Here is a 15,211-nt window from a genome sequence, read left to right as displayed (position 1 = left end):
GCGCGCAGGTGGGGAGACCCGCGCGCCATGCCTGACCATCGTCCGCTTCAGCCTCGGTGATCCCGGGGCGCCCCAGGCAACACGGCAACACCCACCCGGCCCACAAGGCCGGCAATAACTAGAAATGAAAAGGAGCTTCTATCGTGAGACTGTTCAATTCGAGCGCGCTGGCGTTAGCCATAGGCGCGGCAACCTCCACCGCCCACGCCGACCCACAGAGCCAAGCCTACCTGCCGCTCACCGTCGCAGCCCAAAGCGCCCAGGCGCAGGCCAAGGGTTTCGTCGATGGCCAGAGCTTGAGCGGGACGACGCGCAACTGGTACGCCCGCGAACGCGCCACCCGCGCACCGCTATGGCGCTACTACAAGAGCGACGGTACCCGTCACCCCACCCACACGCGTGAAAACTGGGTGCAGGGCACCATCCTCAATTACACCTCGGGCTTTACCCAGGGCACGGTAGGCTTTGCCGTGGAGGCAGCCGGCTACAATGCCATCGCCCTGCAGCAGGATCGCGAAGCGATTGCAGGGCCGAACAACCGTACCCTGACCCACAGCGACGGCGATGCCATCGGCCAGTGGAGCAAACTGGGGTTGGGTAACGTCAAGGCGCGTATATCCAATACCACCCTGACCCTCGGTCGTCAGGCCGTCGATACCCCGATGATCGCTTTCATCGGCAACCGCGCCCTGCCCTCCAGTTTTCAGGGCGCATTCCTGCACAGCGCTGAATTCGACAACCTGACGTTCGACCTGGGTACCTTCGACCGGGTCTCGCCACGTACCGAGCAGAGCCTGAGCAAGTTCCGCAGCGAATACGGGGCGGCCGGGGTAGAAACCGACCGCGCCAGCACGGTCGGTATCAACTACCAGCCCCTCAAGAGCCTGACCACCAGCCTGTACGCCACCAAGGTCGACGATTTCTGGAACCAGTACTATTTCGGCGCCAATCACCTGTTCGGCGACAGCGCCGTGCTCAGCCTGTCCACGGGTCTTAACTACTACAAGACGGTGGACGCCGGCAGCCGCAAGATGGGCGACATCGACAACGACACCTACAGCCTGTCGCTGGGCCTGACCCATCAGGCGCACACCCTTACCGCCGCCTGGCAGCAGGTCAATGGCAACGAGTACTTCGACTACCTCCACGAAACCAACGGCATCTACCTGGCCAACTCGCTGCTGTCGGACTTCAACGGCCCGAACGAGAAATCGCTGCAGCTATCCTATGTGCTCAACATGGCCTACTACGGCGTGCCAGGGCTGAAATTCAACCTGTACAACGCGCGTGGCTGGGGCATCGACGGCACCCATTACCGAGGCAGCGCCTACGACGTCCAAGGCCTCGATGGCGAGACCCATTACGAGTGGGGCATCGGCACCAGCTACGCGGTACAGAGCGGACCGCTCAAGGACACCAGCATCCGCGCTACCTACACCACGCACCGCGCAAGCAAGGCACAGGGCGATGGCAGCCTGAACGAATTCAGGCTCGTGACCACCATTCCGTTCAACATCCTCTGACCGGCCGCCCGGCCCGCTTGCCAGCGGGTCGGGCGTCAGGCTGGAGCACAACGCAGGGAGAATTGATCCATGCAAGCTGTGACCAAGAAGACATCGGCATTGCGCCTGTTGCTGGCAACGCTGATCCTGGGCAGTACGTCTCAGCTGGCCGCCAAGCCGCTGGTGGTGTGCACCGAGGCCAGCCCCGAAGGGTTCGACGTGGTGCAATACACCACGGCGGTGACGTTCGACGCTGCAGCTGAAACCCTCTTCAACCGCCTGGTGGACTTCAAGCCCGGCACCACGGATGTACAACCAGCCCTGGCCGAGCGCTGGGACATTTCTGCCGACGGCCTGACCTATACCTTCCACCTTCGCCGTGGGGTCAAGTTCCACACCACCGACTATTTCAAGCCCAGCCGCGATCTGAACGCCGACGATGTGCTTTGGAGCTTGCGCCGCCAGCTTGACCCGAACCACCCCTGGCACGACAAGACCAGCATCGGCTACCCCTACTTCGAGAGCATGGCCTTCAAATCGTTGCTCAAGTCGGTGGACAAGACCGACGACTACACCGTGGTGATCACCCTGACCCGGCCCGAGGCGCCTTTCCTGCGCGACATGGCCATGGGCTTCACATCCATCTATTCCGCCGAGTACGGCGATCAGTTGTTGGCAGCCGGCAAAACGGCAGAGCTCAACAGCAAGCCAATCGGCACCGGGCCGTTCATTTTCCAGCGCTACAACAAAGATGCCCAGGTGCGCTTCAAGCCCAACCCGGACTACTTCCGTGGCAAGCCGCCCGCCGATGCCCTGGTTTTCGCCATCGCCACCGACAGTAACGTGCGCCTGCAGAAGTTGCGCGCCAACGAGTGCCAGGTTGCGCTGTATCCCAAACCGGACGATGTGCCGTCGATCATGGCGGATCCGCGCCTGAAGGTCGCGCAGACCGAAGCGCTGGTGACCGGCTACATTGCCATGAACACCCAGCATCCGTACCTGAGTGATGTACGCGTGCGCAAGGCGATCAACATGGCATTCGACCGCCAGCCCCACGTCGACCAGCTGTTCGGCAAAGGCAATGCGCTGGTCGGCATCAACCCGTATCCCCCTTCGATGATCGGCTACAACACCGCCAACCAGAACCCGCCACGCGATCTGGACCAGGCGCGTGCGCTGCTTAAACAAGCCGGTGTACCCCAGGGCACGGTCATCACCCTGTTCACCCGCAATGGCGGCGGCCCGACCAACCCAAATCCGCGACTGTCCGCCGAGATGCTTCAGTCCGACCTGGCGCAGATCGGCCTTAAGCTGGATATCCGTGTCATGGAATGGGCCGAAATGCTGCGCCGTGCCAAGAAAGGCGAGGCGGACCTGGTGTCCAGTGGCTGGGCCGGCGACAACGGCGACCCGGACAACTTCCTCACCCCCTTGCTTAGCTGCGAGGCGGCCAGCAATGGCGAGAACTATGCACGCTGGTGCAACTCGAAATTCCAGGCATTGATCACCCGCGCCCGCGAGGTGAGCGACAACGACGAGCGTGCCAGGCTCTATAGCGAGGCATTGACGGTGTACGATGAGGACCAGCCCTGGATCAGCATGGCCCACCCCAAGGTGTTCACGGCCATGCGTGACAACGTGGAGGGCTACGTGATCAGCCCCCTGACCAGCAACAACTTCGCTACCACCCGAGTGAAGTAGAACAACAACGACCGCCGTTGCCCTGTGGGCAATGGCGGCTCTGCCGTGGCAGGTACCTGCCATGCGGCCTGATGAGGTAACTGCGACCATGTTGAGTTTTATTGCCCGGCGCCTCGGCCTGTTGATCCCGACCTTTTTCGGCATCACCTTGCTGACCTTCGCGCTGATACGCCTGATCCCCGGTGACCCGGTGGAAGTGATGATGGGCGAACGCAGGGTCGACCCGCAAATGCATGCCGAGGCCATGGAACGGCTAGGCCTGAACAAACCGTTGCCAGCCCAGTACCTGGACTACATCGGCAAGCTGGCCCAGGGCGACCTGGGCGAGTCGCTGCGCACGCGCGAGAGCGTATGGAGCGAGTTCACCACCTTGTTCCCGGCCACCCTGGAACTGGCCATGGCCGCCTTGCTGTTCGCCGGCGTGGTCGGCTTGCTGGCCGGGGTGATCGCCGCGCTCAAGCGCGGCTCGCTGTTCGACCATGGGGTGATGGGGATTTCGCTGGCCGGCTACTCGATGCCGATCTTCTGGTGGGGCCTGATCCTGATCATGTTCTTCTCGGTGAGCCTGGGCTGGACTCCGGTATCCGGGCGCATCGACCTGCTCTATGACATCGAACCCAAGACCGGCTTCATGCTCATCGACACCCTGCTCAGCGATGAAGAAGGCTCGTTCAAGGATGCGGTGATGCACCTGATTCTGCCGGCCATCGTCCTCGGTACCATCCCGCTGGCCGTGATCGCGCGCATGACGCGCTCCTCCATGCTCGAAGTGCTGCGCGAGGACTACATCCGCACGGCGCGCGCCAAAGGGCTTTCCCCGGCCCGGGTCGTGTTCATGCACGGCTTGCGCAACGCCCTGATTCCCGTCTTGACCGTGTTCGGCCTGCAGGTCGGCACCTTGCTGGCCGGTGCAGTGTTGACCGAAACCATCTTCTCCTGGCCGGGCATCGGCAAATGGCTGATCGAAGCCATCGGTGCCCGTGACTACCCCGTGGTCCAGAACGGCATTCTGTTGATTGCCTGCCTGGTGATCCTGGTCAACTTCGTCGTGGACATTCTCTACGGCTTGGCCAACCCACGCATCCGTCATCAGCGCTGAGGCCCCGTCATGACCAACCCGACTGCAAAAAACCTGTCCCCGGTCAGCCCGGTGGACCAGAGCCTTCTCTACCCCTCGCCCTACAAGGAATTCTGGCAGGCATTCGCGCGCAACAAGGGCGCGGTGATGGGCCTGGCGTTCATGTGCGTGGTGGTGTTCTGCGCGCTGTTTGCGCCCTGGGTCGCACCCCACGACCCCAGCGAGCAGTACCGCGATTTTCTACTGACTCCCCCGGTGTGGCTGGAGGGCGGCACCTGGCAGTTCATCCTGGGCACCGATGAGCTTGGCCGCGACCTGCTCTCGCGCTTGATCCAGGGGGCGCGCCTGTCCTTGCTGATCGGCTTGTCATCGGTGGTGATATCGCTGATCCCCGGCATTCTGCTCGGGTTGCTGGCAGGCTTCTTCCCGCATTTCGTCGGCCCTTCGATCATGCGCCTGATGGACGTGATGCTGGCCCTGCCCTCGCTGCTACTGGCCGTCGCCATCGTCGCCATCCTCGGCCCTGGCCTGATCAACACCGTGATCGCCATTGCCATCGTCTCGCTGCCCTCGTACGTGCGCCTGACCCGCGCCGCCGTGATGGGCGAGCTTAACCGCGACTACGTCACCGCCGCCCGGCTGGCAGGTGCTGGGCTGTGGCGCCTGATGTTCGTGACCGTGCTGCCCAACTGCATGGCGCCGCTGATCGTGCAGGCCACCTTGAGCTTTTCCTCGGCCATTCTCGATGCCGCCGCCCTGGGCTTCCTGGGCCTTGGCGTGCAACCCCCGACGCCGGAGTGGGGCACCATGCTGGCCTCGGCCAGGGATTACATCGAGCGCGCCTGGTGGGTGGTGAGCCTGCCGGGCCTGACCATCCTGCTCAGCGTACTGGCGATCAACCTGATGGGTGATGGCCTGCGCGATGCGCTCGACCCCAAACTCAAGAACGCCGCCTGAGGAGCACAGCCATGTCTTTGTTGCAGATCAACAACCTCAACGTGCGTTTTGGCGACGCGGACGCCGTGCCGGTGGTGGACGGGCTGGACTTGCAGGTTCATGCCGGCGAAATCCTGGCCATCGTCGGCGAGTCCGGTTCGGGCAAATCGGTGACCATGATGGCCCTGATGGGCCTGATCGAGGCCCCGGGCCGGATCACCGCCGATGCCATGACCTTCGACGGTACCGACATGCTCACCCTCAGCGGCCGGCAACGGCGCAAGGTGGTGGGCAAGGATATCGCCATGGTCTTCCAGGACCCGATGACGGCCCTGAACCCCAGCTACACCGTGGGTTATCAGATCGAAGAAGTGCTGCGTCAACACTTGGGCCTCAAGGGCAAGGCGGCGCGGCAACGGGCCCTGGAACTGCTGCAGAAGGTCGAGATCCCGGCCGCCGAGAGTCGCCTGGACGCCTATCCGCATCAACTGTCCGGCGGCATGAGCCAACGGGTGGCCATCGCCATGGCCATTGCCGGCGAGCCCAAGCTGCTGATCGCCGACGAGCCGACCACGGCGCTGGACGTGACCATCCAGGCGCAGATCATGGAGCTGCTGGTCAACCTGCAGCAGGAGCGCAACATGGCCCTGATCCTGATCACCCATGACCTGGCGGTCGTGGCCGAGACCGCGCGCCGGGTGTGCGTGATGTATGCAGGCCAGGCTGTGGAGGTGGGCCAGGTGCCAGAGCTGTTCGACATCCCTGCCCACCCCTATACCGAAGCCCTGCTGGCGGCGATTCCCGAGCACAGCCTGGGTGCCGAGCGATTGGCCACCCTGCCCGGCATCGTTCCGGGCCGCTATGACCGCCCCACGGGTTGCCTGCTGTCGCCACGCTGCCCGTATGTGCAGGACAACTGTCGACACCAGCGCCCGGCCCTGGACCCCAAAGCCCAGAGCCTGGCCCGCTGTTTCTACCCACTGAACCAGGAGGTGGCGTGATGGCCGTCGTTCTATCGGCCCGGGACCTGACCCGGCATTACGAAGTCTCCCGCGGGTTGTTCAAGGGCCATGCGCTGGTACGCGCGCTCAATGGCGTTTCGTTCGAGCTGGAGGCGGGCAAGACGTTGGCGGTGGTCGGTGAGTCCGGTTGCGGCAAGTCGACCCTGGCCCGCGCCCTGACCCTGATCGAGCAGCCCACCTCAGGCTCGCTGCAGATCGCAGGTACCGAGGTAACCGGTGCCAGCAAGGTCGAGCGCAAGCAACTGCGCCGGGACGTACAAATGGTCTTCCAAAGCCCTTACGCCTCGCTCAACCCGCGGCAGAAGATCGGTGACCAACTGGCCGAGCCGTTGCTGATCAACACCACGCTGAGCAAGGCGCAGCGGCGTGACAGGGTGCAGAAGATGATGGAGCAGGTGGGGCTGCGCCCGGAGCATTACCAGCGCTATCCGCACATGTTCTCGGGTGGACAACGCCAGCGTATCGCGCTGGCACGGGCCATGATGTTGCAGCCCAAGGTGTTGGTGGCCGACGAACCGACGTCTGCGCTGGATGTGTCGATCCAGGCCCAAGTGCTGAATTTGTTCATGGACATGCAACAGCAGTACGGTACCGGTTACGTGTTCATCTCTCACAACCTGGCGGTAGTACGGCACGTGGCCGACGATGTACTGGTCATGTACCTGGGCAGACCGGCGGAGATGGGGCCCAAAGCCGATATCTACGAAAAGCCGCTGCATCCGTATACCCAGGCCCTGCTGTCTGCCACACCCGCTATTCATCCAGATCCGTCCAAACCGCGTATCCGCATTGCCGGCGAGCTGCCCAACCCGCTCAACCCGCCGGATGGCTGCGCTTTTCACAAACGCTGCCCCTACGCGACCGATCGCTGCGCCAATGAAGTACCGGCGTTCAGGCAGGTGGAGACCCGGCAGGTGGCTTGTCACTATGCGGAGCAGTTTCTCTAATGAAGGTATGGATCGGCCGGTCCGGCGGGCCGGCAAGACCGCTGCCAATTCACTGGCTTTCAGAACCGGTGCAAGACGACAGATCGACAAGTAAGACATAAACGAAAAGGGCCGCTAAGCGGCCCTTTTCGTCAGTGCATGAACAGTGCAATCAGAATGATGATTGGAATCGGTACACCCAGCAGCCATAGCAATATCGAGCGCATGTTCGTTCTCCTTACTTAGCGTTGAATAGTGCGGTGAGCGACGTAGTCGCCTTCAAGCCACTGAACCTGGTCGCGACGACGACCACCGTACAGCGCGGCGAGGCTGGCGAAGAAGGCGCCGCACAGAAGGGCCACGAAGGTCCACAGGGCAGTCCAGGCAGCCACTTTGGCGGCGGTGTCTGCAGCCTGCTTGGCATCGGTCTTCAGTTGTTGAACTTGAGCCATGACTTGGTCGACGCGCGCTTCAGCTTCCGGCTGGGACAGGCGGGTGCGCTGGGCAACCAGCTGCGCCAGGTAGGCACGGTCTTCAGGTGCCAGGGCGCCGTCCCCGGCGAGACCTTTGGCCAAGATGCGAGCGGCAACACCATTGGCCGCATCATCGCTGACAGGCGCTGGGCCCTCGCCACGGAACAGGCCGTCGACGAAGTAGTCCAGGGACTCGTCCGAGGCATTGGAGGCGGCAGCACCACCGGCAGCGGCGGTCATGCCGGCCGCTTGAGTCGCTGCACTGGCACCTGCACCGACGATGTTGCCGGCGGTACCCAGTACCAGCATGGCCGTCACCAAGGTAGCCACGGCCCACGACAGGAAGCCGTGTGCAGTGTCGCGGAAATACACTTCGTCACCGTGCAGATTGGCCCATTTCACGCGCAGACGGCCGGCAATGTAGCCGCCCATGCCCGAAGCGATGATCTGGGTCAGCAGCAACCAGACAATGGTGGAAATACCCAGGGCTTTGGCACTGGCCCCTTCATCTGCCCACGGCGAGGTCGCGGCAAAGCCGAGCCCTGCACCGAGCACTACCAGAAGGAGAGAGATGGCAGCAGCACCGGCTGCGCCAGCGAAGATCGCTGCCCAGGAAACACCTGAGCGGCTTTGAGTATCGACAACGGGATAGTCGGCAGATGAGATCATGATGTGGTCGCCTGTGTTGTTAGCGAGAAGTCCATTCGCGCATTAAACGTTGCAGCCGCTGTGCCAGTTGCCATAAAAAATCCCGCCCTTTTAAATCAATGAGTTACAAAAACAGGTTAATTATTGATCGTGCAAAATACGCGAATCGGCCTCTAGCATCAGGTGTTCTGCAATTCTTGTCGCCACGCCAGGGAACAGGCATGATCCTGCCATGACCCTGCCCGATGGCCCGTCCCAGACGCCGATCACCGCCGACACCGTGATGCGCTACCACCTGTGCTGGAAGTATCGCGATCTCGATGGCGTGATGGCGCTGTACCACCCCGACATTCAATACCACGACTTCTTCCAGAATCGCGTGCTGAGCCATGCCGAGCTGCGTGCGTACGTGAGCGCCTGCCTGCCCCATGCCGCCGGCGAGGACATCGTGCACAGCGACCGTATCCGCGTCGATGGCTGTACGGCGTACATTCAGTACCAGGTCACCGTGCAGGGCGGGGACGGCCTGGTGGCGTTCCAGTCCAGCGAGGCGATCACGGTAAAGGACGGCCTGATCTGGCAGGTCAATGAGTACGCCACACTCGTGCGTCAGCAAAGTGCCGGCAGCACCCGTTGCACTTCACGGCCCGCCACCAGCCGGCTAGGTCTGTCCCCGCGTCAGTTGTCGACCATGGCGCAAGACCTTGAACACTACTTTCAGCGACAACGCCCGTACCTGGATCCTGAGCTGAGCCTGCAACAGGTCGCTCAGGCCAGCGGTTACAGCCGCAATCAGATTTCCTACCTGTTGAACCAGGTGCTGGGCCAGAGCTTTTATCGCTACGTCAACCAGGCGCGCCTGCAGCACCTGATGACGATCCTGGCAACTGACAACGGCCAGTCGTCCATCGATGACCTGGCGTTCAACGCCGGTTTCAACTCGCTGTCCGCGTTCTACAAGTGCTTTCGCGAGCACACCGGGCTGACGCCCAAGGCCTACCTCAAACAGATTTCCTCGCGTGCACGCACGTAAGACAAGCGCTGCCGTTGCCCACTAGCATCGCTCCATCACCTGACCGCTTGTGGAGCCCGGCCCATGCAGCCCCTGCGTACCCTCAGCTTGTGGATGGACCAGCTGCAAGAGCCGCTGCGCGCGCGCCCTGCCCTGCGTGAAAACGTCGAGGCAGACGTCTGCATCATCGGCGCTGGCTACACAGGCCTGTGGACCGCTTACTACCTCAAGCGCCAAGCGCCGCACCTCAACATCGTGGTGATCGAGGCCAACATCGCCGGGTTCGGTGCCTCGGGGCGCAACGGCGGATGGCTGATGGGCAATTTGCTGGGTGAAGATCGCCTGCTGGCCAGCCTGTCGCCGCTGCAGCGCCGCGCCAGCATCGACCTGCTGCATGACATTCCGGACGAAGTACAGCGCGTCTTGCACCGCGAACAGCTCGATTGCGACTACCGCAAGGGCGGCGTGTTGTACTGCGCGGCGCGGTATCCCGAGCAGGAGCGAAGCCTGCGTGCCTACCTGGACCACTTGTACAACCTGGGCATGACCGAGGACGATTACCGCTGGCTGCGCCCAGCACAACTGCAGGGCCAGTTGCGCGTGAGCAACGCCTATGGCGCCATCTACAGTCCGCACACGGCCACGATACAGCCGGCCAAGCTCGTCCGTGGCCTGGCCAGCGCGGTCGAGGCCATGGGGGTGCCAATTTACGAGAACACACCGGCGCTGGACTGGCAGCCTGGCGAAGTGACCACCCCGTTGGCACGCCTGCGGTGCAACTGGATCGTCCCGGCGGTGGAAGGCTATGCCGCCAGCTTGCCGCCGTTGGGCAAACACCAGTTGCCGGTTCAGAGCCTGATGGTGGCCACCGAACCCTTGCCGCAAGCCACGTGGGCGCAGATCGGCCTCGACCAGGGGCAAGCCTTCAGCGAGGGCAGCCGGCAAGTGACCTATGGTCAGCGCACCGCCGACGATCGCCTGGTGTTCGGTGCCCGCGGTGGCTACCGCTTCGGTGGCAGGTTACGCGAGGACTTCAACCTCCAGGCCCATGAGATCGAGCTGCGTCGCTACCTGTTCAGCGAGCTGTTTCCACAACTGCGCCATGTGCGCATCACCCATTCGTGGGGCGGCAACCTGGGCATGGCGCGGCGCTTCCGGCCGCACATGCTGTGCGACCGCCAGCGGGGTATCGCGTTGGCAGGTGGCTACGGCGGCGAAGGCGTAGGCGCGACCAACCTGGGCGGTCGCACCCTGGCCGCACTTATCCTGAATCAGCAGAACGCGCTTACCGGACAGCCCTGGGTACACGACAACAGGCCGCTATCGAGCTTGGCCAGCTGGCCTGCGGAGCCCAGCCGCTGGCTGGGGTACAACGCCATCATCCAGAGCTTCGTCCACGAGGATCGCACCCTGGCCAACCCCGCGACACCGCCATGGAGACGGCAACTGGCCACCAAGCTGGCAGATTTCATGGAAGGCTTCATGCACTGATTCTTCACCCAAACAGGATCGACCTGTCATGAGCATCACTCAGTTCAAACGGGCAGACAGCGCCGTTTTACAGTCCAGCAGCCCTGTTGCCGTACCCCTCGGCCAGCCCGTGGCGGTGACATCGATCACGTGCGTGCAACGCAGCGATGGCGTGGAAACGGGCATCTGGGAATGCACCCCAGGGCGCTGGCGACGGCAAATCACGCAACAGGAGTTCTGCCATTTCATCAAGGGCCGCTGCACTTTTACCCCTGACGATGGCGAGCCCCTGGTCATAGAAGCCGGAGACGCATTGATGCTACCGGCCAACAGCACCGGCACCTGGGATATCCAGGAAACCGTGCGCAAGACCTACGTACTCATCTTCTGATCCGCTGATCGCCTGCCTTCGATAACAACACACAAAGCAAGGTGACCCGACATGCGCACGCTAATCATCGCCCCCTTGATGCTGGCCGCCAGCGTGGCCAGCGCGGCAGAAACCGTCAAGATCTACAACTGGTCCAGTTATATAGCGCCCGACACTTTGAAGCAGTTCCAGCAAGCCACCGGCATCGTGCCCACCTACGACGTCTACGACAGCAATGAGACCCTCGATGGCAAGTTGATGACCGGCAATTCCGGCTACGACGTGGTGTTTCCCTCCAACCATTTCATGGCCCGGCAAATCCAGGGCAAAGCCCTCAAGCGGCTGGACAAGTCGCAGTTGCCCAACTGGAAGAACCTCAACCCGGTGCTACTCAAGGCACTGGAAGGCAATGATCCGGGCAACCAGTACGGGTTCCCGTACCTCTGGGGCAGCACGGGCATTGGCTACAACATCGACAAGGTCAAAGCCGTATTGGGCGACGACGCGCCGGTCGATTCCTGGGACCTGATCTTCAAGCCGCAGTACATGAGCAAGCTCAAAGGGTGTGGCGTGGCGGTACTGGACAATGGCCCCGAGTTGCTGCCCATCGCCCTGCACTACCTGGGACTGCCCCACCACAGCCAGAACCCGGCCGACTATGACAAGGCCAAGGCGCTGCTGATGCAGGTGCGGCCGTACATCAGCTATTTCCACTCATCCAAGTACACGGCGGACCTGGCCAATGGCGACGTCTGCGTCGTGGTCGGGTTCTCGGGGGATGTGCTCCAGGCAAAAAATCGCGCCGAGGAGGCCCACAACGGGGTCAAGGTCGGCTACTCGATACCCAAGGAGGGGGCGCCGATGTGGTTCGACATGGTGGCCATGCCCGCCGATGCGCCGGACGAAAAGGCCGGGTATGCCTACATGAACTACCTGCTGGAGCCGCAGGTGATGGCCGCCATCAGCAACCACGTGCAATACGCCAACGCCAACCTGCAAGCCGATGCGCTGGTTGACCCGGCGCTCAAGGCCAACACCATGATCTATCCGAGCGAAGCGGTGATGGGCAAGTTGTACGCGCTTGAAGCGATGCCAGCCAAGATTGACCGTATCAGGACACGTATCTGGACCAGTGTGAAGGCGGGCAACTGATGCCTGCCCTTGCGGGGGCGGCGTCAAACGGTTGAGATGAGCGAGACGGGCGTCGAGCCGCCCTCTTCGCCCAACGGCCTGGCCACCGAAGTGGCCGGGCCCTTTACGCTCAGTGGTGCTCGCGCGTGGCGCGGAACTTGACGTCAGGCCAGCGCTCTTCCATCAGCGACAGGTTGACCCGGGTAGGGGCCAGGTAAGTCAGGTGCCCGCCACCATCGATGGCCAGGTTCTCCATGGCCTTGTTCTGGAATTCCTCCAACTTCTTCTTGTCATCGCAGGCGATCCAGCGCGCCGACCATACGGTGATGGGCTCATAGGCGCACTCGACCTTGTACTCTTCCTTCAGGCGACTGGCCACCACGTCGAACTGCAGCACACCGACCGCACCGAGGATGATGTCGTTGCTGCGCTCGGGGAAGAACACCTGGGTAGCACCTTCTTCGGCCAGCTGCTGCAGGCCCTGACGCAACTGCTTGGATTTCAGCGGGTCTTTCAGGCGCACGCGGCGGAACAGTTCCGGGGCGAAGTGCGGGATACCGGTGAAGCCCAGCGCCTCGCCTTCGGTGAAGGTGTCACCGATCTGAATGGTGCCGTGGTTGTGCAAACCGATGATGTCGCCGGCGTAGGCTTCTTCGAGCTGCTCACGCTCGGAAGAGAAGAAGGTCAGCGCATCACCGATGCGCAGGTCCTTGTTCAGCCGCACGTGGCGCATTTTCATGCCCTTTTCGTACTTGCCCGAGCAAATGCGCATGAAGGCGATACGGTCGCGGTGTTTCGGGTCCATGTTCGCCTGGATCTTGAACACGAAGCCGGTGAATTTCTCTTCCACGGGCTCGACGGTACGCTCGTGGGCAACACGGCCCAGCGGGCGCGGCGCCCAGTCGACGACGGCATCGAGCACGTGGTCGACACCGAAGTTACCCAGTGCGGTACCGAAGAACACAGGGGTCAGTTGACCGTTGATGAATTCGTCCTGGTCGAACGCGTGGCAAGCGCCCTGCACCAGCTCCAGCTGCTCGACGAACGCGTCGTACTGGTCGCCCAGGTGAGCGCGGGCTTCGTCCGAGTCCAGCTTGCGAATGATCCTGGCTTCGGTACGCTCGTGGCCATGGCCCGGCGTGTAGACGATGATGTAGTCACCGGTCAGGTGGTACACACCCTTGAAGTCACGGTAGCAGCCGATAGGCCAGGTAATCGGCGCGGCCTTGATCTTCAGAACGGCTTCGATTTCGTCGAGCAGTTCGATCGGGTCGCGGATGTCACGGTCGAGCTTGTTGATGAAGCTGACGATGGGCGTATCGCGCAGGCGACACACGTCCATCAGGGCAATGGTACGCGGCTCTACACCTTTACCGCCGTCGAGCACCATCAGCGCCGAGTCCACGGCCGTCAAGGTGCGATAGGTGTCTTCGGAGAAGTCTTCGTGGCCGGGGGTGTCGAGCAGGTTGATCATGTGCTCGCGGTACGGGAACTGCATCACCGAGGTGGTGATGGAGATGCCGCGCTGCTTTTCCATTTCCATCCAGTCGGAGGTGGCGTGGCGGTCGGACTTGCGCGACTTCACGGTGCCGGCGACGGAGATGGCCTTGCCCATCAGCAACAGCTTCTCGGTGATGGTGGTCTTACCGGCGTCGGGGTGGGAAATGATTGCGAAAGTGCGGCGCTTCGCGACTTCGGCGGCCTGGTTGGTCATGGGAAATCGCCTGACTGGGGGATCAAAAAGGGGCAGCATCATACCTGAAATTCGACTCGGCGAAAATCGGCCAGTGGCGGACGGTCGGGTACCGCCCCGTCCCTCGCTGGCAAGTCAGCGCCTACCTGAGGTGCGCAAACGCCTGCCGTGCGGGGATGGGAACTGGCGCTGCACAGGCAGAACGCGAATACGTGCAAGACCAGTGCTTTCAACGTCTACAGCTGCATTTATCGATTCTTTTCACTTGCTAGATCGCTGTTAACCAGTGATTAGTGCTGGCCAAACGCCCCCTGAGATGGGAACCTTTGCGCCCGAGGAGACGTCCACTCCCCTGTAAACCGCTTCGGTTGGGGAACGGTTTCACCAGCGTTTTCGAACCCGACGGGGTTTGGCTCATGGCCTGATCGGCGCCTATGGCTCGCATCGGGCTGCTAATCGCGAACACACCACCGCTGCCTCTCGGGGCTGGCCAAGAAGAAGTGTGCTCGCCGACGACAAGAAGGAGTCCACCTGTGGCGACACGCTACGGAAAAGGGCTGTTGGGATGGGCCGCCGTGCTCGTCATCCTGGCCCTGCTGGTCCATTGGATCGGCCTCGACACGATCGCGCGCTACCGCGATGATCTGACGTTCTACCTGCAAGCGCACCTGGTTCTGGTGCTGGCTTCGATGGCGGCGGCATTGGCCGTGGGCATCCCCGCCGGCATTGCCTTGAGTCGACCGCATAGGGTCGACAAAGCCGAGCGGTTCATGCAGTTCTTCAACATTGGCAACACCATCCCCCCCCTGGCTGTACTGGCCATCGCCCTGAGCGTACTAGGTATCGGCGCAGGCCCTGCCATTTTCGCCCTGTTTCTCGCCTCCCTCCTGCCCATCGTGCGCAATACCTACGAAGGGCTTAAAAACGTTCCCGCCTCGCTCAAGGAAGCCGCTACCGGTATCGGCATGACGCCGCGCCAGCAGTTGTGGCAGGTGGAGCTGCCCAATGCCGTGCCCATCATCGTCGGTGGCGTGCGTGTAGCACTGGCGCTGAACGTGGGCACCGCCCCGCTCGCCTTCCTGATCGGTGCCAACAGCCTGGGCAGCCTGATTTTCCCCGGCATTGCCCTTAACAACCAGCCCCAGCTCTTGCTGGGCGCCGCTTGTACGGCACTGCTGGCATTGCTGCTGGACGCACTGGTGACGTTCGCCAGCAAGCGCTGGCTGGAACGTGGCCTGGCCCAATAACC

13 protein-coding genes are annotated in these 15,211 nt (G+C 62.4%); 11 read left to right on the top strand and 2 right to left on the bottom strand.

Going from position 1 to position 15,211, the window contains the following annotated elements:
- Positions 1–143 precede the first annotated feature (143 nt).
- From ACF8E5_RS02450 to ACF8E5_RS02425, 6 genes are all read left to right on the top strand, one after another.
- Positions 144–1,523 carry an OprD family porin gene (locus ACF8E5_RS02450; protein ID WP_144964413.1) on the top strand — a complete coding sequence of 460 codons (1,380 nt, stop codon included), beginning with the start codon at positions 144–146 and terminating at the stop codon, positions 1,521–1,523.
- A gap of 69 nt (positions 1,524–1,592) precedes the next feature.
- Positions 1,593–3,203, top strand: coding sequence for an ABC transporter substrate-binding protein (locus ACF8E5_RS02445; RefSeq protein WP_392474870.1), 1,611 nt, complete (start codon positions 1,593–1,595; stop codon positions 3,201–3,203).
- Between the two features lie 88 nt (positions 3,204–3,291).
- Positions 3,292–4,302, top strand: a complete 1,011-nt coding sequence (locus tag ACF8E5_RS02440; protein WP_058637549.1) for an ABC transporter permease subunit — start codon at positions 3,292–3,294, stop codon at positions 4,300–4,302.
- Between the two features lie 9 nt (positions 4,303–4,311).
- On the top strand, positions 4,312–5,238 hold the full coding sequence (locus ACF8E5_RS02435; protein ID WP_144964415.1) for an ABC transporter permease subunit: 927 nt from the start codon (positions 4,312–4,314) through the stop codon (positions 5,236–5,238).
- Between the two features lie 11 nt (positions 5,239–5,249).
- Positions 5,250–6,218, top strand: coding sequence for an ABC transporter ATP-binding protein (locus tag ACF8E5_RS02430; RefSeq protein WP_145255776.1), 969 nt, complete (start codon positions 5,250–5,252; stop codon positions 6,216–6,218).
- Positions 6,218–7,186, top strand: coding sequence for a peptide ABC transporter ATP-binding protein (locus ACF8E5_RS02425; protein ID WP_058604386.1), 969 nt, complete (start codon positions 6,218–6,220; stop codon positions 7,184–7,186). The genes ACF8E5_RS02430 and ACF8E5_RS02425 overlap by 1 nt, the downstream gene beginning before the upstream one ends.
- A 221-nt stretch (positions 7,187–7,407) precedes the next feature.
- Here the strand turns inward: ACF8E5_RS02425 and ACF8E5_RS02420 are convergent, their stop codons facing one another.
- The gene (locus tag ACF8E5_RS02420; RefSeq protein ID WP_078479070.1) at positions 7,408–8,307 is read right to left on the bottom strand and encodes a hypothetical protein; all 900 of its coding nucleotides are present in this window, start codon (positions 8,305–8,307) and stop codon (positions 7,408–7,410) included.
- 211 nt (positions 8,308–8,518) lie between these two features.
- On the opposite strand from ACF8E5_RS02420, the gene ACF8E5_RS02415 reads away from it, so the two are divergent.
- The 4 genes from ACF8E5_RS02415 (at position 8,519) to ACF8E5_RS02400 (ending at position 12,290) form a co-directional block, all read left to right on the top strand.
- Entirely contained in the window at positions 8,519–9,319 is an 801-nt protein-coding gene (locus ACF8E5_RS02415) for a helix-turn-helix domain-containing protein (RefSeq protein ID WP_392474869.1), read from the top strand.
- A 63-nt stretch (positions 9,320–9,382) separates the two neighbouring features.
- A complete protein-coding gene (locus ACF8E5_RS02410; RefSeq protein ID WP_058637476.1) occupies positions 9,383–10,789 on the top strand; it encodes an FAD-binding oxidoreductase in 1,407 nt (468 codons plus the stop codon).
- A gap of 28 nt (positions 10,790–10,817) precedes the next feature.
- Entirely contained in the window at positions 10,818–11,159 is a 342-nt protein-coding gene (locus ACF8E5_RS02405; RefSeq protein WP_058604382.1) for a cupin domain-containing protein, read from the top strand.
- Positions 11,160–11,210: 51 nt separating this feature from the next.
- Positions 11,211–12,290, top strand: coding sequence for a polyamine ABC transporter substrate-binding protein (locus ACF8E5_RS02400; RefSeq protein WP_027913706.1), 1,080 nt, complete (start codon positions 11,211–11,213; stop codon positions 12,288–12,290).
- A gap of 109 nt (positions 12,291–12,399) precedes the next feature.
- Here the strand turns inward: ACF8E5_RS02400 and ACF8E5_RS02395 are convergent, their stop codons facing one another.
- Positions 12,400–13,983, bottom strand: coding sequence for a peptide chain release factor 3 (locus ACF8E5_RS02395; protein WP_078479072.1), 1,584 nt, complete (start codon positions 13,981–13,983; stop codon positions 12,400–12,402).
- 512 nt (positions 13,984–14,495) lie between these two features.
- On the opposite strand from ACF8E5_RS02395, the gene ACF8E5_RS02390 reads away from it, so the two are divergent.
- Positions 14,496–15,209 (top strand): ABC transporter permease, encoded by a 714-nt coding sequence (locus tag ACF8E5_RS02390; RefSeq protein ID WP_027913703.1) that lies wholly within the window; start codon positions 14,496–14,498, stop codon positions 15,207–15,209.
- Positions 15,210–15,211 lie beyond the last annotated feature (2 nt).

The organism is Pseudomonas sp. WSY_20 (assembly GCF_043104335.1).
GTDB classification, from domain to species: Bacteria; Pseudomonadota; Gammaproteobacteria; order Pseudomonadales; family Pseudomonadaceae; genus Aquipseudomonas; species Aquipseudomonas parafulva_B.
The sequence above is the reverse complement of the archived record's forward strand: the minus strand, read 5'-3'. Positions and strand labels throughout refer to the sequence as shown.